Origin of the sequence: Streptomyces sp. NPDC007872, assembly GCF_042868165.1 — a bacterium.
Taxonomy (GTDB): Bacteria; Actinomycetota; Actinomycetes; order Streptomycetales; family Streptomycetaceae; genus Streptomyces.
The window spans coordinates 400,609-418,329 of record NZ_JBIAEA010000001.1 but is presented as its reverse complement, the minus strand read 5'-3'; the positions used below and the strand labels follow the sequence as shown (position 1 = coordinate 418,329).

Annotated in this window: 14 protein-coding genes; 7 read left to right on the top strand and 7 right to left on the bottom strand. The window is 75.5% G+C overall.

All coding sequences use genetic code 11. The features are described from left to right. Positions 1–187 precede the first annotated feature (187 nt). The 3 genes from ACFYNX_RS01800 to ACFYNX_RS01790 all read left to right on the top strand — a co-directional run bounded on the left by ACFYNX_RS01800 (position 188) and on the right by ACFYNX_RS01790 (position 4,097). A complete protein-coding gene (locus ACFYNX_RS01800) occupies positions 188–1,048 on the top strand; it encodes a glutathione S-transferase C-terminal domain-containing protein (RefSeq protein ID WP_388656540.1) in 861 nt (286 codons plus the stop codon). A gap of 145 nt (positions 1,049–1,193) precedes the next feature. Then, positions 1,194–1,436, top strand: coding sequence for a DUF5133 domain-containing protein (locus tag ACFYNX_RS01795; RefSeq protein WP_030213455.1), 243 nt, complete (start codon positions 1,194–1,196; stop codon positions 1,434–1,436). A gap of 273 nt (positions 1,437–1,709) precedes the next feature. Then, a complete protein-coding gene (locus ACFYNX_RS01790) occupies positions 1,710–4,097 on the top strand; it encodes an ATP-binding cassette domain-containing protein (protein ID WP_388656536.1) in 2,388 nt (795 codons plus the stop codon). A 92-nt stretch (positions 4,098–4,189) separates the two neighbouring features. Here ACFYNX_RS01790 and ACFYNX_RS01785 read toward each other — a convergent pair whose 3' ends face one another. Next, complete coding sequence (locus tag ACFYNX_RS01785; protein ID WP_388656534.1) at positions 4,190–5,545, bottom strand: D-alanyl-D-alanine carboxypeptidase family protein; 1,356 nt, start codon at positions 5,543–5,545, stop codon at positions 4,190–4,192. 367 nt (positions 5,546–5,912) lie between these two features. Here ACFYNX_RS01785 and ACFYNX_RS01780 point away from each other — a divergent pair, with 367 nt between their 5' ends. Next, entirely contained in the window at positions 5,913–7,175 is a 1,263-nt protein-coding gene (locus ACFYNX_RS01780) for a cytochrome P450 (protein ID WP_388656531.1), read from the top strand. Positions 7,176–7,212: 37 nt separating this feature from the next. Here the strand turns inward: ACFYNX_RS01780 and ACFYNX_RS01775 are convergent, their stop codons facing one another. From ACFYNX_RS01775 to ACFYNX_RS01755, 5 genes are all read right to left on the bottom strand, one after another. Next, positions 7,213–7,458 carry a hypothetical protein gene (locus ACFYNX_RS01775; RefSeq protein WP_365540592.1) on the bottom strand — a complete coding sequence of 82 codons (246 nt, stop codon included), beginning with the start codon at positions 7,456–7,458 and terminating at the stop codon, positions 7,213–7,215. Between the two features lie 56 nt (positions 7,459–7,514). Beyond that, positions 7,515–8,006, bottom strand: coding sequence for an NUDIX domain-containing protein (locus ACFYNX_RS01770; RefSeq protein ID WP_365540593.1), 492 nt, complete (start codon positions 8,004–8,006; stop codon positions 7,515–7,517). A 95-nt stretch (positions 8,007–8,101) separates the two neighbouring features. After that, positions 8,102–9,379: an FAD-dependent oxidoreductase gene (locus ACFYNX_RS01765; protein WP_388656527.1), complete on the bottom strand. Its 1,278-nt coding sequence runs from the start codon at positions 9,377–9,379 to the stop codon at positions 8,102–8,104. Then, positions 9,376–10,848 carry an FAD-dependent oxidoreductase gene (locus ACFYNX_RS01760; RefSeq protein ID WP_388656524.1) on the bottom strand — a complete coding sequence of 491 codons (1,473 nt, stop codon included), beginning with the start codon at positions 10,846–10,848 and terminating at the stop codon, positions 9,376–9,378. The genes ACFYNX_RS01765 and ACFYNX_RS01760 overlap by 4 nt, the downstream gene beginning before the upstream one ends. Further along, positions 10,845–12,308 carry an FGGY family carbohydrate kinase gene (locus ACFYNX_RS01755; protein ID WP_388656521.1) on the bottom strand — a complete coding sequence of 488 codons (1,464 nt, stop codon included), beginning with the start codon at positions 12,306–12,308 and terminating at the stop codon, positions 10,845–10,847. Before ACFYNX_RS01755 ends, ACFYNX_RS01760 begins: the two co-directional genes overlap by 4 nt. Positions 12,309–12,612: 304 nt before the next feature. Here ACFYNX_RS01755 and ACFYNX_RS01750 point away from each other — a divergent pair, with 304 nt between their 5' ends. Together ACFYNX_RS01750 and ACFYNX_RS01745 are read left to right on the top strand one after the other, a co-directional pair. Next, on the top strand, positions 12,613–13,587 hold the full coding sequence (locus ACFYNX_RS01750) for a hypothetical protein (protein WP_365540597.1): 975 nt from the start codon (positions 12,613–12,615) through the stop codon (positions 13,585–13,587). 88 nt (positions 13,588–13,675) lie between these two features. Continuing rightward, positions 13,676–15,208, top strand: coding sequence for an amino acid permease (locus ACFYNX_RS01745; protein ID WP_388656518.1), 1,533 nt, complete (start codon positions 13,676–13,678; stop codon positions 15,206–15,208). 83 nt (positions 15,209–15,291) lie between these two features. Here ACFYNX_RS01745 and ACFYNX_RS01740 read toward each other — a convergent pair whose 3' ends face one another. Continuing rightward, positions 15,292–16,053 (bottom strand): GntR family transcriptional regulator, encoded by a 762-nt coding sequence (locus tag ACFYNX_RS01740; protein ID WP_388656515.1) that lies wholly within the window; start codon positions 16,051–16,053, stop codon positions 15,292–15,294. A gap of 183 nt (positions 16,054–16,236) precedes the next feature. Between ACFYNX_RS01740 and ACFYNX_RS01735 the strand changes: the two genes are divergently transcribed. Continuing rightward, positions 16,237–17,577, top strand: a complete 1,341-nt coding sequence (locus tag ACFYNX_RS01735; protein ID WP_365540600.1) for a DUF2252 domain-containing protein — start codon at positions 16,237–16,239, stop codon at positions 17,575–17,577. Positions 17,578–17,721: the final 144 nt, after the last annotated feature.

The following is a 17,721-nucleotide window of genomic DNA, read 5'->3' as shown; positions in this document are numbered from 1 at the left end:
GCCGCCTCCCGGGCGGCCCCGCGCCACCTCCGCCCGGCAGGCCCCCTCCTCGCGGTCCGCACGTCTCCTCCTGCACGCATCTCCGCCGCCCCGGGGCCCCGTTCGGCCCGCGCCGTCGCCGAGCCGCCGCGACCGGCGCCGCCGTGCGCCGCCCCGCTCCGGCACCGAGCACCCTCAAGGGAGAAGCATGTCCGTCGTCCCGTCCTCGCTGCTGCCCGCCTCCGCCGTGCCCGCCTTCCGCGGCCGCATCGGACGCGACGTGCACAGCGGCCACTACGCCGTACCGCACCGCTACCGCCTCCACGTCGCACCGTCCGGCCCCGGCTGTCTGGGCATCGCCCTCACCCACGGCCTGCTCGGGCTCGACGACACCCTCCCGCTCACGGTCCTGCCCGACACCCCCGACACCCCCGACGGCGGGTACGCGGCGCTCCGCCCGCTCTACGAGGCCAGCGCCCACCTCTACGACGGCCCCGCCTCCGCGCCCGTCCTCAGCGACGGCTGGACCGGCCGCATCGTCACCACCCACGTCCCCGACATCCTCCGGGACCTCGCCCTGCGCTTCCGCGGCGACGGCCCCGACCTGCTGCCGGAGGAGCACCGCGCCGAGATCGACGCCGTGGCCGACCTGTGCGAGCGGAGCGTCAACCGGGCCGCCCAGCGGGCCGGCGAACTCGGACTCGACGACGAGGCCGCCCACCACGAGCCCCTCGGCGTCCTCTTCGCCGCGCTCGACTCCCTGGAGGACCGCCTCGCCCGACGGCCGTACGTCCTCGGCGACGGACCGACCCTCGCCGACGTCCACGTCTGGATCACCCTCGTCCAGCTCGACACCGTCCACCGCTGGCACCTGGACGCCGCCGCCATGGACCGGGTCGCCGACCACCCGGCCCTCTGGGCGTACGCCCAACGCCTGGCCGCACGCCCCGAGTTCGCCCGCCACCTCGACATCGACGCCGTCCTGCGCCGCCACCGCGCCCACTGCCGGGGCCGCGAGGCGGCGGGCGCGGGGATCCGCATCGTCGACTGGTCGGCCGCCCCGCGCTGACGGCCCGGGAACGGGGTCCGGGGAGCACCTTCCCCGGACCCCGGCGATCCCGCGTCCTCCCCTGCCGTCACCCACCGTGTCCGCGCGGGTCGCGGGTGTGGCCGACGGCCGCCAGTATGGAGCGACGCAGGAACAGGAGGACGCCATGCTGCTGCCCGACAGGAACACGGTCGACCGGTTGCTCCGGCACTACCGTGCCCAGGAGCGGACCGTGCTCGCCCGGCCGTGCGACCTGTCGGCCCGACGGCGCTTCGAGGACACGGCGTACACCCTCTGCGTCCTGATGGGGGAGCGCAGCGCCCGCGCGGCGGTCCGCGCCGCCGAACGGTACGTGACCGGGAACCGGGCCCCGGCCCGGCCGGCCCTGGAGGGCCTGCCGGGAGCCTGACCCTCCGGGCCCGGCACCCTCCCGGTCCCTCCCGCGCCTCCCGTCGTGCTCCCCGGAAGGGACCGGAAGGGAGCGCAAGGGAGCGCAAGGGACGGAGGAGACCGGAAGAGATCAGGAATCGAGAAGCGTCGTCGTCGTGCCGCCATTAGCGTGACAGCCATGGGCATCGCGGCCCCCCGGAGGACCGGACCCGAGAACCGGGTTCGCCCACAGGACCCGAGGACCGGGCGCGATGGCCCACCCTTTCGGCCCCGCGCGACAGCAGGAGACACGATGAGCAAGGCCCCCGGGTCGGACGAGCAGACGTCCGTGCCGCACGCCGCCGACCGCCACGACCTGATCCGTGTGCACGGCGCGCGCGAGAACAACCTCAAGGACGTCAGCATCGAGATCCCGAAGCGCCGCCTCACGGTCTTCACCGGCGTCTCGGGCTCGGGCAAGAGCTCGCTCGTCTTCGACACGGTCGCCGCCGAGTCGCAGCGGCTGATCAACGAGACCTACAGCTCCTTCGTCCAGGGCTTCATGCCGACCCTGGCCCGGCCCGAGGTCGACGTCCTCGAAGGCCTCACCACCGCGATCATCGTCGACCAGCAGCGCCTCGGCGCCGACCCGCGCTCCACGGTCGGCACCGCCACCGACGCCAACGCGATGCTGCGCATCCTCTTCAGCCGGCTCGGCACACCCCGCATCGGCCCGCCCAGCGCGTACTCCTTCAACGTCCCCTCCGTGCGGGCGAGCGGCGCGATCACCGTCGAGAAGGGCGCCAAGAAGGCCGTCAGGGCGACCTTCGAGCGCACCGGCGGCATGTGCGTCCGCTGCGAGGGCCGGGGCACGGTCTCCGACATCGACCTCACCCAGCTCTACGACGACTCCAAGTCCCTCGACGGGGGCGCGCTCACCATCCCCGGCTACACCACCGGCGGCTGGAACCACCGCCTCTACACCGAGTCCGGCCTCGTCGACCCGGCCAAGCCCATCCGCTCGTACACGAAGAAGGAACTGCACGCCTTCCTCCACCACGAGCCGACCCGGATGAAGATCGCGGGGATCAACATGACCTACGAAGGTCTGGTCCCCCGCATCCAGAAGTCCTTCCTGGCCAAGGACAAGGAGGGCATGCAGCCCCACATCCGGGCGTTCGTCGAGCGGGCCGTCACCTTCACCACCTGTCCCGGGTGCGACGGCACCCGGCTCGCCGAGGGCGCCCGCGCCTCGAAGATCGGGAAGGTCAGCATCGCCGACGCCTGCGCGATGCAGATCAGCGACCTGGCCGCCTGGGTGCGCGGCCTCGACGAGCCCTCGGTGGCCCCGCTGCTCACCGCGCTCCAGCTCACCCTCGACTCGTTCGTGGAGATCGGCCTCGGCTACCTCTCCCTCGACCGCCCCGCGGGCACCCTCTCGGGCGGCGAGGCGCAGCGCGTTAAGATGATCCGCCACCTCGGCTCCTCGCTCACCGACGTCACCTACGTCTTCGACGAGCCCACCGTCGGCCTGCACCCCCACGACATCCGGCGGATGAACGACCTCCTGCTCCAACTGCGCGACAAGGGGAACACGGTCCTCGTCGTCGAGCACAAGCCGGAGGCGATCGCCATCGCCGACCACGTCGTGGACCTCGGCCCCGGCGCCGGTACGGCCGGAGGCACGGTCTGCTTCGAGGGGACCGTCGAGGGCCTGCGGGCCTCCGGCACCGTCACCGGCCGCCACCTCGACGACCGCGCCTCCCTCAAGGACGCGGTGCGCGAGCCCGCCGGAGTCCTGGAGATCCGCGGCGCGTCCGCGCACAACCTGCGCGACGTCGACGTCGACGTTCCCCTCGGGGTCCTCACCGTCGTCACCGGCGTCGCGGGCTCCGGCAAGAGCTCCCTCGTGCACGGCTCGCTCCCCCCGGGCGCGGACGTGATCTCCGTCGACCAGAGCCCGATCCGCGGCTCCCGGCGCAGCAACCCCGCCACGTACACCGGCCTGCTCGACCCGATCCGCAAGGCCTTCGCCAAGGCCAACGGCGTCAAGCCCGCCCTCTTCAGCGCCAACTCCGAGGGCGCCTGCCCCACCTGCAACGGCGCGGGCGTCCTGTACACCGACCTCGGGATGATGGCCGGCACCTCCTCCACCTGCGAGGACTGCGAGGGCAAGCGGTTCCAGGCCTCGGTGCTCGAACACCTCCTCGGCGGCCGGGACATCAGCGAGGTCCTCGCCATGTCCGTGACCGAGGCCGGGGAGTTCTTCGGCTCCGGCGAGGCCCACACCCCGGCCGCGCAGCGGATCCTGGCCCGGCTCGCCGACGTGGGCCTCGGCTACCTGACCCTCGGCCAGCCGCTCACCACGCTCTCCGGCGGCGAGCGGCAGCGGCTCAAGCTGGCCACCCACATGGGCGAGAAGGGCGGGATCTACGTCCTCGACGAGCCGACCACCGGCCTCCACCTCGCCGACGTCGAGCAGCTCCTCGGCCTGCTCGACCGGCTCGTGGACTCCGGCAAGTCCGTCGTCGTCGTCGAGCACCACCAGGCGGTCATGGCGCACGCCGACTGGATCATCGACCTCGGCCCCGGCGCCGGCCACGACGGCGGCCGGATCGTCTTCGAGGGCACGCCCGCCGCCCTGGTCGCCGCCCGCTCCACCCTCACCGGGGAGCACCTCGCCGAGTACGTCGGGGCCTGACGGGCGGCGGAGCCCGACCGGCGGCGGGGCGGGGTGAGGGCCCCGGGACCCTCACCCCATGGCCCCGCTCCACGGCCCCCGCCCCGCGGTCCTCAGTCCTGCGGGGAGCGGTCGGCCCCGGCGCCCGCCCGGCGCCGCCACGCCCACAGCGCCAGCGCCGCCGCGCAGGCCGCGCCGATCAGGCCCAGCGGAAGGCCGGCCGACGCGCCCGAGGCCGCCGCCGCGCCGGACGCGTCCTTCCCGAGGGCGGCCTCGGCGGGGGCTTCCCCGGTCCGGGCCTCCTTCCCCGGCGCGCCCGAGGCCGGGGCGCCCTTCGCCCGGACGCCCTCGCCGGGCTCGGCCCCCGCCCGGGGCGCCGTCTCCGCCCCGGCCCCGTCCCGTCCGCCACGGGCCGCCGCCACGGCACGCGCGTCCGCCTCCGCCTTCGCGCGCTCCGGCAGCAGCGAGCCCACCGGCCGGACGCGGTCCGCCGCGTCGAAGCCCCAGTCGAGCAGCGACCGCGCCTCCTCGTACACGGCGTACCCGCCGCCCTCCTGCGGGTTCATCACCGAGACGACGAGGGTCCGGTCGCCCCGCTTGGCCGCGGAGACCAGCGTGTTGCCCGCGTTGCTCGTGTAGCCGTTCTTGATGCCGATGAGCCCGGGGTAGCGGTCCACTCCGTTCGCCCCGGTCAGGAGCCGGTTGGTGTTGGCGATGCCGTACGACCACGAACCCGCCGGGAAGTCCGCGTACCGCGTCGAGCAGTAGCGGGTGAACGCCGGGTCCTGGAGCCCGGCCCGGCCGAAGACCGCCAGGTCGTACGCGGAGGACACCTGCCCCGGGGCGTCGTAGCCGTCCGGGGAGACCACGTGGGTGTCGTCCGCCCCCAGGGAGCGTGCCTTCTCCTGCATCTTCCCGGCCATCGCGTCCCAGCCGCCGTTCATCGCGGCGAGCACGTGCACCGCGTCGTTCCCGGAGCTGAGGAAGACGCCGTTCCACAGGTCCGAGACCTTGTACGTGTACCCCTCCTTGATCCCGACCAGGCTGCTGCCCGCCCCGATGCCGGTCAGCTCGGAATCGGCCACGGTGTGCTGCTCGGAGGGATCGTGGTGGGGGAGCGCGGTGAGGGCGAACAGCGTCTTGAGCGTGCTGGCGGGCGGCAGCTTCCGGTGCGCGTCCCGCGCGGCGAGCACCTCACCCGTGGACACGTCCGCGACCACCCACGACAGCGCGGAGGCCGGGGGCAGCCGGGGCGCGCCCGCCAGCGGCTGCACCTGCACGCCCCGCCGGTCGAGCCGGGCCGGATCGACGTGCCGGCGCACGGGCGGAGTGGGTTCCCCGACGGCGGAGGCCGGGGAGACGGCGGAGACCGTGGGGGCGGGGGAGGCGACGGCCGCCGGAACGGGCAGCACGAACAGCAGGGCCGCGGAACCGGCGGCAGCGTGACGGACAGCGGACGTGACGATCATTCGGCCACCGTAGGGAGGAGGTGACGAACCCGCAGATCGGAGTGCGCCGACCGGGGGAGCGGGTGTGGCGTACGGCGGCGCGTCGTGGGCCGACCGGGTGGTCCCGGACCGGCGCCGCCCGCCCGCGACCGCCGGTGACGCCTCCTCACACCCGGCCCGGCGCACCATCGTTCGTACGGGGCCCCCGGCGTCGGCGCACCACCGTTCCGTACGGGAGGCTCCCCGGCCCCGCCCGCCCCGTCCCGCCGCCGCCCCCGGCCGTGCGCCCTGCCGCTCCGGACAACTCCGTACGAGAACAACGGGGTTGACCGTAGGATCTGACCGCTCGCGTGCCGCACCGGCCGTCCCGCAGTCAGGAGTTCCCTCCGTGAACACCGCGAACACCCCGCACCCCGCCGACCCCTCCGGCCGGACGCCGTACCGCCTGGATCCGGCGGGCGGCTGTCCGCACGCGGACAACGCGCGACTGCTCGCCGGGGGCGCGGTGGTCCCGGTGGTCCTGCCCGGCGAGGTCGAGGGCATGGCGGTACTGGGCCACGACGCGCTGCGCGAGTTCCTCTCCCATCCCGACGTCGCCAAGGGCGCCCGGCACTTCACCGCCCTCGCCGAGGGCCGCATCCCCGACGGCTGGCCGCTGCGGACCTTCGCCACCGTGCCCGGCATGACCACCGCGGACGGCGCCGACCACCGCAGGCTGCGCACCCTGGTCAGCAGCGCCTTCACCGCCCGCCGGGTCGAGGCGCTCCGCCCGCGCGTCGAGGCCGTCACCGCCGGACTCCTCGACGGACTCGCCGGGGCCGCCGCGGCCGGCGACGGCGTCGCCGACCTGCGCCGGCACTACGCGCTGCCGCTGCCGCTCGGGGTCATCTGCGAGCTCTTCGGCGTCGACCCGGCCCATCAGGACCGGCTGCACCACCTCTCCAGCCTGGTCGTCGCCACCGACACCGAACCCGCGCGGGCCGTCGCCGCCAACCAGGAGCTCGCCGCGCTCCTCGCCTCCATCGTCACCGCCAAGGCGGCCGACCCCGGCGACGACCTCACCAGCGCCCTCATCGCCGCCCACGGCGAGGACGGCGACCGGCTCAGCGGGCCCGAGCTCATCGGCACGCTGCTCCTGATGATCATCGCGGGCCACGAGACCACCCTGAACCTGATCACCAACGCGGTCCGGGCGCTCTGCGCCCACCGCGACCAGCTCGCCCTGGTCACCGAGGGCCGCGCGACCTGGGCGGACGTGGTGGAGGAGACCCTCCGCTGGGACAGCCCGGTCAGCTACTTCCCGTTCCGCTACCCGACCCGGGACCTCACCGTCGACGGCACCCTCATCCCCCGGGGCACCCCCGTCCTCGCCGGGTACTCGGCGGCGGGCCGCGACACCGGGGCCCACGGCCCGGACGCCGACCGCTTCGACGTCACCCGCGCCGCGACGGCGAAGCACCTCTCCCTCGGCCACGGCCCCCACTACTGCCTGGGCGCCCCGCTCGCCCGCCTGGAGGCCACCACCGCCCTGGAGGCCCTCTTCACCCGCTTCCCCGACCTGGACCTGGCCGTCCCGGAGGAGGGCCTGACCCGTCACGCCGGCTTCGTGGGCAACAGCGTCCGCACGCTCCCGGTCCGGCCGGCCCGCTGATCCCCGGGCACGGAGCCGAGGCCGCCCGGCGGGGGCCTCAGCCCGCCCGCCCCCACGCCGGCGGGGAGGAGGACCGCAGGGAGGAGACGACGCTCAGGAGCCGGTCCTCGTTCCCGGCGAGGCCGGCCGCGCGGAGCGCCTCGTCGGCCTCCGCCATCGGACGGGTGAGCATCGCCCCCGCGTACGGCGCGAGCCGCGGGTCCGCCAGCACGGCCCGGGTGGACGCGAGCAGCCGCAGATACGCCTGGGCCGCCGCGCGCTCGTCGGCGGTGATCGTGGTCATGTCGGGCTCCCTCTCGACAGTTCGGCTCCCACCACCTTCTCGCACGCCTCTGACAATCAGGCCCGGCCCCGCCCGTCCAGGTGGGCGGCCAGCCGCTCCAGGAAGGCCTGCTGGCCCACGACGAGCAGCGGGGCCGCCGCCTCCGGGGCGAACCAGCCGACCCGGTCGATCTCCGGGAACTCCTCCAGGCGGCCGGAACGGGGCGGCCACTCCAGGGTGAAGGTGCCCGGCACGATCCGCTCCGGGTCCAGGTCGCCCTCGACCGCCCGGACGGTGACGAGCTTCCCGTTGCGCTGCCGGCTCTCCCCGAGGTCGATCCAGTCGCCCTCGGGGGCGGCGAGGCCCAACTCCTCCCGGAACTCCCGGCGGGCCGCCGCGTCGGGCTCCTCGTCGGGTCCGTACTCGCCCTTGGGGATCGACCAGGCGCCCTCCTCGCGGGACGCCCAGAAGGGCCCGCCCATGTGGCCGATGAGGACCTCGACACCGCCGTCCGCCGTCCGGCGGAAGACCAGGAGACCCGCGCTGCGCTTGACGCGTTCGATCGGCATGGACCCAGTGTGTCCGAAGGCCCCCGCCCGCGCAGCCCGCCGGGACGCCCCCGGCGGTGTGCCCCGGCGCACGCCGACCGGCGCACGCGCCTCCCTCACTCCTCCGCCCCGACCGTCACGGACCCGCCCGCCGGGTCCGCCCCGCGCGTCCAGCCGGGCCCGAGCCGTACGGAACGCCACGGCACCAGCGTTCCGCGCAGCCGCTCCCGCCGCAGCCGTACGCCGTCCTGCGAGACGGTCAGGACCGGCCGTACGAGACGCTGCTCCGGCCGTACGAGCAGGGTCGTGGCCTCCGGGCCGAGGAGACCGGGCGTCACCCACCGCAGGGCCCCCGCCGCCGCGACCGGCACCGTACCGGCGGGCCGGGGCGAGCCGTCGAGGTGATCGAGGTGAGCGAGCCGATCGAGGTGAGCGAGCACCGCGTCGGCCGCCGCCCGCCCCTCGGCGGCGGCCACCGGGGCCGGTTCCCCGCCGTGCAGGAGGTTGCCGGCCGCGAAGACCCCGGGAGCGGCGGTGCGGAAGGCGCCGTCCACCACCGGGCCCCGCGTGCCCGGTGCGAGCGGCAGCCCGCGGGCGCGGGCGAGCTCGTGGTCCGGGACCCAGTCGCCGGTGAGGACCACCGTGTCGCACCGCAGGACGGACGCGCGGCCGTCCCGTCCCCGGACCGCGAGGCCGGTCAGCCGCCCGCGCCCGAGCAGCTCCGTCACGACCGTGCCGGTGAGCAGCGGCACGGCCTCGAACCCGGTCGCCGGGAAAGGGAGTTCGGTGACGACCGCCGCCACCTCCACCCCGGCCGCGCGCAGCGTCCGCACCGCGCTCCGGGCCACCGGCTCGCCGCCGACGACCACGGCCCGCCGCCCCACGTACTCCGGCCCCACATGCCCCGGCCCCGCGTGCTGCCGCCCCGCACGTCCCTTCCGGCCCCCGAACCGCTCGACCGTCCGCTGGAGTTCGCCCGTGGTCAGCACCCCGGCGGGCCGCGTCCCCGGCAGGAGCCGGGCGCTGCGGGGGCGTTCGCGCGCGCCGGTGGCGAGGACCACCGCGCGGGCCGCGATCCGTTCGAGCCCGGCCGGGGAGGTGACGTCCAGGGCGAGCGGCCCGGCCCAGCCCGTGGCCGAGACGCCGGTGCGCACGGCGGCCCCGGCCCGCAGCGCCTCCCGCACCGCCCGTCGCGCGTGACCCGGCCCGTCCAGGGGCCGCCCCCGCGGGTCCGCGCCGAACCCCGGGCGCGCGCAGTGGCGCGGGACCCCGCCCGCGGCCGTCTCCCGCTCCAGGACCTCGACGCGGCCCGCGCCCGCCGCCGCGAGCCGGGCGGCCGCGGCGAGACCGGCGGGCCCGGCGCCCACGACGAGCACGTCGACCGTACGGTTCACCGGCCGTCCCCTCCGTCCTTCTCCGCCGGGAGGCGTGACTCCTCGAACAGCGCCCGCACCTCCGCGCCGCAGAAGGTGCCCTGGCAGCGGCCGCCCCGGGCCCGGGTCCTGCGCCGCAGCCCGTCGAGGCCGCCCGGGGGGATCGTGGAGGCGAGCGCGGCCCGGATCTCGCCCCGGGTGACCCGCTCGCAGTGGCAGACGACCGCCCCGAACCCGGGCTCCCGGGCGATGAGTCCGGCGTCCCGGTACGGCCGGGGGAAGGCCTCGCCGAGGTTCGGCATGCGGACCGGGGCGAGCGGCCGCTCCGGTCCAGGGTCGAGCCCGCAGTCGGCCAGGAGGCCGAGCACGTGCTCCGCGATCGCCAGGGAGGCGCTGAGTCCCGTGGAACGGATCCCGCCCACCGTCACGTACCGCAGGGCGGGGTGCGCGGCGATCCGGTAGTCCTCCTGCCCGGTGGCGGCCCGCAGCCCCGCGTAGACGGCCGTGACCTCCTCGTCGAGCAGCGCGGGCAGGACCCGGCCGCCCTGTTCGCGCAGGCCGGCGATCCCCTCGGCGGTCGTGCCGGTCGCCGTCCTGTCGTCGAGGTCCTCGGCGGTGGGGCCGAGCATGACGTTCCCGTACACGGTGGGGGAGACCAGCACGCCCTTGCCGAGCGGGCCGGGCACGGGGAGCAGGATGTGCCGGACCAGGTCGCGGGCGGCCTTGTCGAAGACGAGCAACTGGCCCCGGCGCGGGGTGACGGCGAAGTCCTCGCGTCCGACCAGGGCGTCGAAGGCGTCGGCGTACAGTCCGCAGGCGTTCACGAGGAGGCGGGTCCGGAGCGTCCCGCGCCGGGTGACGAGCCGGTGGTGCGGCACGCCCGGACGCACCTCCTCCACCCGGCAGTTCAGGTGCAGGTCCACCCCGGAGCGGACGGCCTGCGTGGCGTACGCGAGGACGGTCGTCCACGGGCAGACGATCGACTCGCCCGGCACGTCGAGCGCGGCGAGCGCGCCGGGGCCCAGGTGGGGCTCGCGCGCGGCCAGTTCGCCGGCTTCGACGGTCCGGGTGCCGTGATGGCCGTTGCGCCCGGCCTTCTCGGCGAGGCGGGGGAGCGCGGCGAGCTGTCCCTCGTCCCGGGCGACGAGCAGGGCGCCGAGCGGCTCCACGGGGATGCCGGCCTCCCGCGCGTACGCGGTGAGCAGCCGGTGCCCCTCGCGGACGAGCCGCGCCTCCAGGGTGCCGGGCACGGCGTCGAAACCGGTGTGCAGAATCGCCGTGTTGGCCTTCGAGGTGCCGTCGCCCACGTCGTCCGCGGCCTCCACGAGGGCGATCCGCAGCGGGTGACGGGCGAGCGCGCGGGCGATCGCGGTCCCGACGACCCCGGCCCCGACGACCACGACGTCGTACGCGGCATCCCCGCCGGGGAGGGGCCCCGACCGGGTGACGTTCCCCGCGGCTTCCGTCCGGTCGTCCTCGGCGGCCCTCACCCGGCCCCGCCGGCCGTCGTCGCCCCCGGTCGTGCCAGCAGGGCGGCGACCTCCGTGCGGAACCGCGCGAGGCGCGTCTCCGCCTCGGCGGCGGAGATCCGGGGTTCGTACACCGCCGACGGCTTCCACTCCGGTACGGCCTCCCGGAGCGCGAGCCCCGGGAAGCGGCCCAGGCGGGCGGCCGCGCCGACCCCGAGGGCCGTGGCGTCGGGCAGGGCGGAGACCTCGACGGGCCGTTGCAGCAGGTCCGCCTGGGTCTGCATGAGCAGCGCGCTCCGGGTCAGGCCGCCGTCGGCGCGCAGCGAGGTCAGCGGCGCGCCCCGGTCCGCCACCGCGGCCGAGGCCAGCTCCACGACCTGGGCGGCGATGCCCTCGCACAGGGCGCGGACCAGGTGCCCGGGGCCGGTGTCCAGGCCGAGGCCGGTGAGCGAGCCGCGCACGTCCCCCCGCCACCAGGGCGCGGCGAGCCCCGCGAAGGCGGGGACGAACGCGACGCCCCCGCCGTCCGGGACGGTGCCGCCGACCGCGTCGAGCTCCCCGGCCCCGGCGATCACCCCGAGATCGGTGAGCCAGCGCACCGCCGAGGCCACCGTGTACACCTGGCCGTCCAGGCAGTGGGCGACCCGCCCGCCGAGCCGCCAGGCGACACAGCTCACCAGGCCCGAGGCGGCCCGCAGCGGCGCGTGGCCGGTCTGCGCGAGCAGGAACGCCCCCGTGCCGTACGTGCACTTGGCGGCGGCCGGGTCGTCGGCGCTCTGCGCGAGCAGCGCCGCCTGCTGGTCCACCAGGAGGCCGGTGAGGGGGAGCGGCGGGCCGAAGGCGGTCGTGGTGCCCACGGGCGCGTCGCAGTCCACGACCCGGGGCAGCGGCTCGCCGCCGAGCCCGTACAGGTCGAGCGCGGTCTCCGACCAGGAGACCGTGTCGAGGTCGAGGAGCCCGGTGCGTCCGGCGGTCGCCGCGTCGGTGACGAAGGCGCCGGTGAGCCGGTGGACGAGCCAGGCGTCGCTGGTGGTGACGGCGCCCGCGGCGGTGGCGTGGCGGCGGATCCAGGCCATCTTCGGGGCGGCGAAGTAGGGGTCCACCGGGAGGCCGGTCAGATGGCGCAACTCCTCCGCGTGGGGCTCCAGCCCCTCGCAGATCCCGGCGGCCCGGCGGTCCTGCCAGACGAGCGCGTCGGTGAGCGGTTCGCCGGTGGCGGGGTCCCAGGCGAGCACGGTCTCGCCCTGGTTGGCGAGGCCCACGGCCGCGACCGGCACGCCCGCCCCGGCGAGCGCCGCCCGCCCCGCGGCCACCACCGAGTCGTACAGCTCGCGCGGGTCGACCTCGACCAGGCCGCCCGGCAGGTACCGGGGCCGGACCGGCGCCGTACCGCTGCCGAGGACACCGCGTTCCGGACAGAGGACGAGGGCCTTCGTGCCCGACGTGCCCTGGTCGACGGCGAGTACCGGGCCGCCCGTCATCCTGCCGCTCCTGTCGATGGTCCCGTTCGGTGATCGTCCGGTCACCGAAAAGGGTCAGGGTGCCGCCGCCGGAGCAACCCGTCAAGCCTCGCCGGACGACCCCGTCAGGTCCGCCGCCGAACCTGACAGTAAGTCAAATTCGGTCGTTGGCCGAATAGTTGTCGTCACGGAAGAAAGTGGACCGGCCGAGTCCAGAGCGCTCTATAGTGATCGCCGATCAACGGCCGGGACACCGCCCAGGGGACTGACCACCCCACCCCATCCACCGAGGAACCATGCCACCCACACCACGCCCCGCTCCCTGATGGCCGGCCAAGGCTTCCGTCCCGTCTACCACCCGGCGGGCCACGACCACGCCCTGCGCCACGCCCTCCAGGACTTACGCACCGGCCGCTGGGTGGCCATGGCCCGGCTGCTCGACGAGACCTCCGACTGGGGCGCCTGGACCCGGCGCACCCAGGTCCTCGCCGCCGTCGCCGCGGGCACCGACGTCGTCCGCACCTGGCGCGACGAGGAACCGGAGAGCCCCGCCGCGGCCGTGATGCACAGCCGCGTCGCCGTCGAGCGGGCCGTGCGCGCCCACCGCTCCGGCCACGCCCGCGCCGGGCAGCTCCGGCAGGAGGCCGGGGCCGCCTGTCGCGAGGCCGTCGACCGCTCGCCCGCCGACCCGGTGCCCTGGGTGGGACTGCTCGCCCTCGCCGCCCTCGACGGGGCCCAGCACATGGCCGAGCACCGGCTCGCCCCGCCGGCCCCCATGCTGCCGTCCGGCCCCTGGGGCCTGCTCGCCGAGGCGGAGAAGCGCGACCCGTACAACCGCGAGGCGCACCACCGCATGCTCCAGTTCGTCTACGCCCGGCGCTCCGGACCGCTCTCCGAAGCCGTCAACTACTCCCACTGGGCGGCCTCCTCCGCGCCCGTCGGCTCCGCCCTGCACGCCCTGCCGCTGTACGTGCGCGTCGAGCGCTACCGGCGCGAGCGCGGCCACGAGCGCGCCCTCGACCTCCACTGGGTCGCCGAGGACGCCGTGCGCGACGCCCAGCGGGCCCTGGACACCTGGTTCTTCTTCTGCGCCGTCGACGAGGCCTCCCTGCTCGACCTCAACCACCTGGCGCACGCCCTCTTCGGCGCCCTCCGCTTCGCCGACGCGACCCGGGTCTTCGAGGCGCTCGGCCCGTACTACACGACGCTGCCGTGGGCCTACCGGACCGCCCGGCCGGACGACCGCGCCCTCGCCGAAGAGGTCTTCCTGCGGGCCCGCGCCCGCTGTCTCGCCGACTGAGGCCCCGCCCCGGCCCGCCCTTTTGCACATAGCTTCCGCCCGCCCCCCCCGTACGCCCCTTCCGCCCGCCCCGTCCCCCGGAGGAACCATGGCCCGCACCGAAGCCCCGACCGACCCGATACGCAAGCCACCGCCCGTCCAGGACGAGGAGGAGCGGCTGAGAGAGCTCGGCTACCAGCCCGTCCTCGCCCGCCGCATGGGCGGCTTCGGCAACTTCGCGATCAGCTTCTCGGTCATCTCGGTCCTCTCCGGCTGCATGACCCTCTACGGCTTCGGCCTGGGGACCGGCGGGCCCGCCGTCATGCTGTGGGGCTGGGCCGGCGTCGGCCTCTTCGTCCTCTGCGTGGGCCTCGCCCTCGCCGAGGTCACCAGCGCCTACCCGACCTCCGGCGCCCTCTACTACATGGCCGACCGGCTCGGCGGACGCCGCTGGGGCTGGTACACCGGCTGGCTGAACCTCCTCGGCCTGCTCGGCGCCATCGCCGGCATCGACTACGGCGCCGCCCTCTTCACCGGTGCCTTCCTCAACCTCCAGTGGGGCTTCGAACCCACCGCCGGCTCCACCTTCCTCATCTTCCTGGCGATCCTGCTGCTCCACGCCGTCCTGAACCTCTTCGGAGTCCGCCTGGTCAGCGTCCTGAACTCCGTCAGCGTCTGGTGGCACCTGGCCGGCGTCGCGGTCATCGTCGGCGCCCTCGCGATCGTCCCGGAGCGCCACCAGTCCGCCGAGTTCGTCTTCACCGAGTTCGTCAACGACACCGGCTGGGCCAACCCCTTCTACGTCGCCGCGATCGGCCTGCTCCTGGCCCAGTACACCTTCAGCGGCTACGACGCCTCCGCCCACCTCTCCGAGGAGACCTCGAACGCCTCCGTCGCCGCCGCCAAGGGCATCGTGCGGGCCATCTGGGTCTCCTGGATCGCCGGCTTCGCCCTGCTCGCCGGACTGACCTTCGCGATCCAGGACTACGCCGCCACGCAGAACAGCGCCACCGGGGTCCCGCCCGCCCAGATCCTCCTGGACGCGCTCGGCTCCGGCGGCGCCACCGCCCTGCTGCTCGTCGTGATCGTCGCCCAGCTCTTCTGCGGCAACGCCGAGGTGGCCGCGGCGAGCCGGATGGTCTTCGCCTTCAGCCGGGACAACGCCCTGCCCGGCTCGGCGCTCTGGCGGAAGGTCAGCACCCGCACCCAGACCCCCGTCCCGGCCGTCTGGCTCTCGGTCGGCGTGGCCGCGCTCATCGCCGTGCCCTCGCTGTACTCGGCCACCGCCTACGGCGCCGTGACCGCCATCAACGTCATCGGCATCACGCCCGCCTACGCCATCCCGATCTACCTGCGGCTGCGCGCCGGGAAGCGGTTCGTCCCCGGCCCGTGGAACCTGGGCCGCTGGAGCAGTCCGATCGGCTGGACCGCCGTCGTCTGGGTGGCCCTGGTGACCGTCCTCTTCTGCCTGCCGCAGAAGTCGCCGGTGACGGTCGACACCATGAACTACGCCGTCGTCGCCCTCGCCGTCGTCCTCGTCCTGGCCAGCGTCTGGTGGTACGTCGCCCGCCGCTCGTACGGCACGCCGACCGCGTACGGCACGGCCCGCGAGGAGGCGGACATCGCGGAGGGGATCGTCTAGGGGGTTCCGTGTGCGAAGGGGTGCTCCGCACGGGAACGCCCGGGTCGGCCCGTCGCCGCCCGGGCGCTCCCGTGTCCGCGTCCTCAGGCGCTGAACTCGTAGGTCCAGGCGGCCGACCGGGCCGTGACATCGATGTCCGTGATCTCCAGGGCGTGCCCGTGCTGGTCGCTGACCACCCGGTGGACGAGCAGCCGGGCCGCGCCGCCGGCCGCCGTCCCGGGGTCGGTCGGCACGCCCACCGACTCCCGGTGGACGACCCGCAGCCCCGCCTGGTGCATCCAGTGGTAGAGGAGCCTCAGGTCGGCCTGCTGCCGGCAGTCCCGGCCCCGCCGGTAGCGGGCCAGTTGGGGGATCTCGGCGAGCGCCGCCCGGGAGAACCACGACACCGCCCGCTGGAGCGCCGACCCCTGCGGATCGAGCACCGCGTGCCGGTGGACGAGCGTCGGTTCGCCGGGGGCGAGCTGGAGCCGCGGTGCGAGCGGGACGGGCGGCGGCTCCCAGGTGAGCGAGGCCCGCACCAGCGTCCCCGCCGCGCGGGGGCCGCCGGGGAAAGTCGGCCGGTGGGCCCTCGGGGCGGGAACGGTGGTCTCGGCGCCGGCCTCGGCCTCCGGCCCGGCGGCGAAGGTGCCGCGCCGGTCGGTGACCACGAGCCCCTCGTCGCGCAGGAGCTGGAGCGCGCTCCGCACGGTCTGCCGGTTGACGTGGTAGCGCTGGGACAGCGAACGCTCCGAAGGGAGCCGGCTGCCGGGGGAGATGCGCCGCTGGGCGAGATCCTCACGCAGGGCGGCGGCGACCCGGAGGTAGAGCGGCACTTCCGCCGCCGCCCCGGAATCGGGCTCGGCCATGATCAACCCTCTCTTTGCTCAGCGTGACCGCATGGGCCGTATGGGTGATCAATTCCTATCATTGGTCTAAACCATTTTGCCAGTCCGGTCGGAAAGAGTGGCCGAAACGCGCGTTGCGCCTTGTAATGAGGTTCCAGGTGACGGGGGCGAATCCGCCCCGGCGGAAGAGGCGGGTGAGGCCGGATGACGACGTCGTCGGAGCGCGCCGCACGGGGCAGGGAGGCGCGCAAACGCGTCCCCCGGTCCTCCCACGGCCGCTGGATACCCAGCTCCCAGCGGCCCGACCCGCTGGGCGTCCTGGAGCGCCAGGCCCAGGACCGGCTGCCCGACCTCGTCCCCCTCCGGTACGGCAGGATGGCGGCCTCCCCCTTCGCGTTCCTGCGCGGCGCCGCCGCCGTCATGGCCGCCGACCTCGGCGCCCAGCCCGGCACCGGGCTCACCGTCCAGCTCTGCGGCGACGCCCACCTCCTCAACTTCGGGGTCTACGCCTCACCCGAACGGACGCTCCTCTTCGACGTGAACGACTTCGACGAGACCCTCCCCGGCCCCTTCGAATGGGACGTGAAACGGCTCGCCGCCAGCATCACCGTCGCCGCCCTCCAGAACGGCGGCACCAGACCCAAGGCCCGGCGCGCCGCCCTCGTCGCCGTCGAGTCGTACCGCACGTCCATGCGCCGCCTCGCCGGCCTCGGGGAACTCACCGTCTGGTACGAGCGGATCGCCGCCGACGACCTCCTGGCCCTGGTCCACCGCGGTGACCGCGCCCGCCTGGAGAGCCGCCTCGCCCGCGCCCGCCGCCGCACCAGCCTCCAGGCCTTCGCCAAGCTCACCGAGGCGGACGCGGACGGACACCGGCACATCGTCGACGACCCGCCGCTCCTCGAACGCACCACGGACATCGACCGGATCACCCTCGGCAAGGTCTTCAGCGACTACCGCAGCTCCCTCGCCGAGGAGCGGCGGCTGCTCCTCGACCGCTACCGCTTCCTCGACGCCGCCCGCAAGGTCGTCGGGGTCGGCAGCGTCGGCACCCGCTGCTTCGTCCTCCTCCTCGAAGGCCGGGACGAGCGCGACCCGCTCATCCTCCAGATCAAGGAGGCCGGCCACTCCGTCCTGGAGGAGTACCTGGCCCCGACCGCCTACCCCCACCAGGGCCAGCGGGTCGTCTGCGGCCAGCGGCTCATCCAGGCCGCCAGCGACATCTTCCTCGGCTGGATGACCGGCCCCGAACAGCGCCACTTCTACTGGCGTCAACTGCGCGACATGAAGGGCTCGGCCGAGGTGGAGACCATGTCCCCGGCCATGCTGCGGGAGTACGCGCGGCTCTGCGGCCGGGCCCTGGCCCGCGCCCACGCCCGCTCCGGCGACCGCGTCGCCATCGCCGCCTACCTCGGCGGCTCGGACGTCTTCGACCGCGCCGTCGCCGACTTCGCGCTCGCCTACGCCCACCAGAACGCCGACGACTACGCGGCGCTCGGCGCGGCCATCGCCGCCGGCATGATCACGGCGGCCCCGGGCGCCTGAACCGGCGGCGGGAGGCGTGCGGGCCGCCGGGGGGGGGCGCGCCCCCCCCCCCCCCCCGGCGGGCCCCCCCGGCCCCCCCCCCCCCGGGCCCCCCCCCCCCCCCCCGGCGGGCCCCGCCCCGGGGCGCCGGGCGGGGCGCCGCGC

Excerpts from the sequence above, each read along its gene's own strand:
- ACFYNX_RS01800 (WP_388656540.1), top strand. The coding sequence starts at position 188 with ATGTCCGTCGTCCCGTCCTCGCTGCTGCCCGCCTCCGCCGTGCCCGCC.
- ACFYNX_RS01795 (WP_030213455.1), top strand. The coding sequence starts at position 1,194 with ATGCTGCTGCCCGACAGGAACACGGTCGACCGGTTGCTCCGGCACTAC.
- ACFYNX_RS01790 (WP_388656536.1), top strand. The coding sequence starts at position 1,710 with ATGAGCAAGGCCCCCGGGTCGGACGAGCAGACGTCCGTGCCGCACGCC.
- ACFYNX_RS01785 (WP_388656534.1), bottom strand. The coding sequence starts at position 5,545 with ATGATCGTCACGTCCGCTGTCCGTCACGCTGCCGCCGGTTCCGCGGCC.
- ACFYNX_RS01775 (WP_365540592.1), bottom strand. The coding sequence starts at position 7,458 with ATGACCACGATCACCGCCGACGAGCGCGCGGCGGCCCAGGCGTATCTG.
- ACFYNX_RS01770 (WP_365540593.1), bottom strand. The coding sequence starts at position 8,006 with ATGCCGATCGAACGCGTCAAGCGCAGCGCGGGTCTCCTGGTCTTCCGC.
- ACFYNX_RS01755 (WP_388656521.1), bottom strand. The coding sequence starts at position 12,308 with ATGACGGGCGGCCCGGTACTCGCCGTCGACCAGGGCACGTCGGGCACG.
- ACFYNX_RS01750 (WP_365540597.1), top strand. The coding sequence starts at position 12,613 with ATGGCCGGCCAAGGCTTCCGTCCCGTCTACCACCCGGCGGGCCACGAC.
- ACFYNX_RS01745 (WP_388656518.1), top strand. The coding sequence starts at position 13,676 with ATGGCCCGCACCGAAGCCCCGACCGACCCGATACGCAAGCCACCGCCC.
- ACFYNX_RS01740 (WP_388656515.1), bottom strand. The coding sequence starts at position 16,053 with ATGGCCGAGCCCGATTCCGGGGCGGCGGCGGAAGTGCCGCTCTACCTC.
- ACFYNX_RS01735 (WP_365540600.1), top strand. The coding sequence starts at position 16,237 with ATGACGACGTCGTCGGAGCGCGCCGCACGGGGCAGGGAGGCGCGCAAA.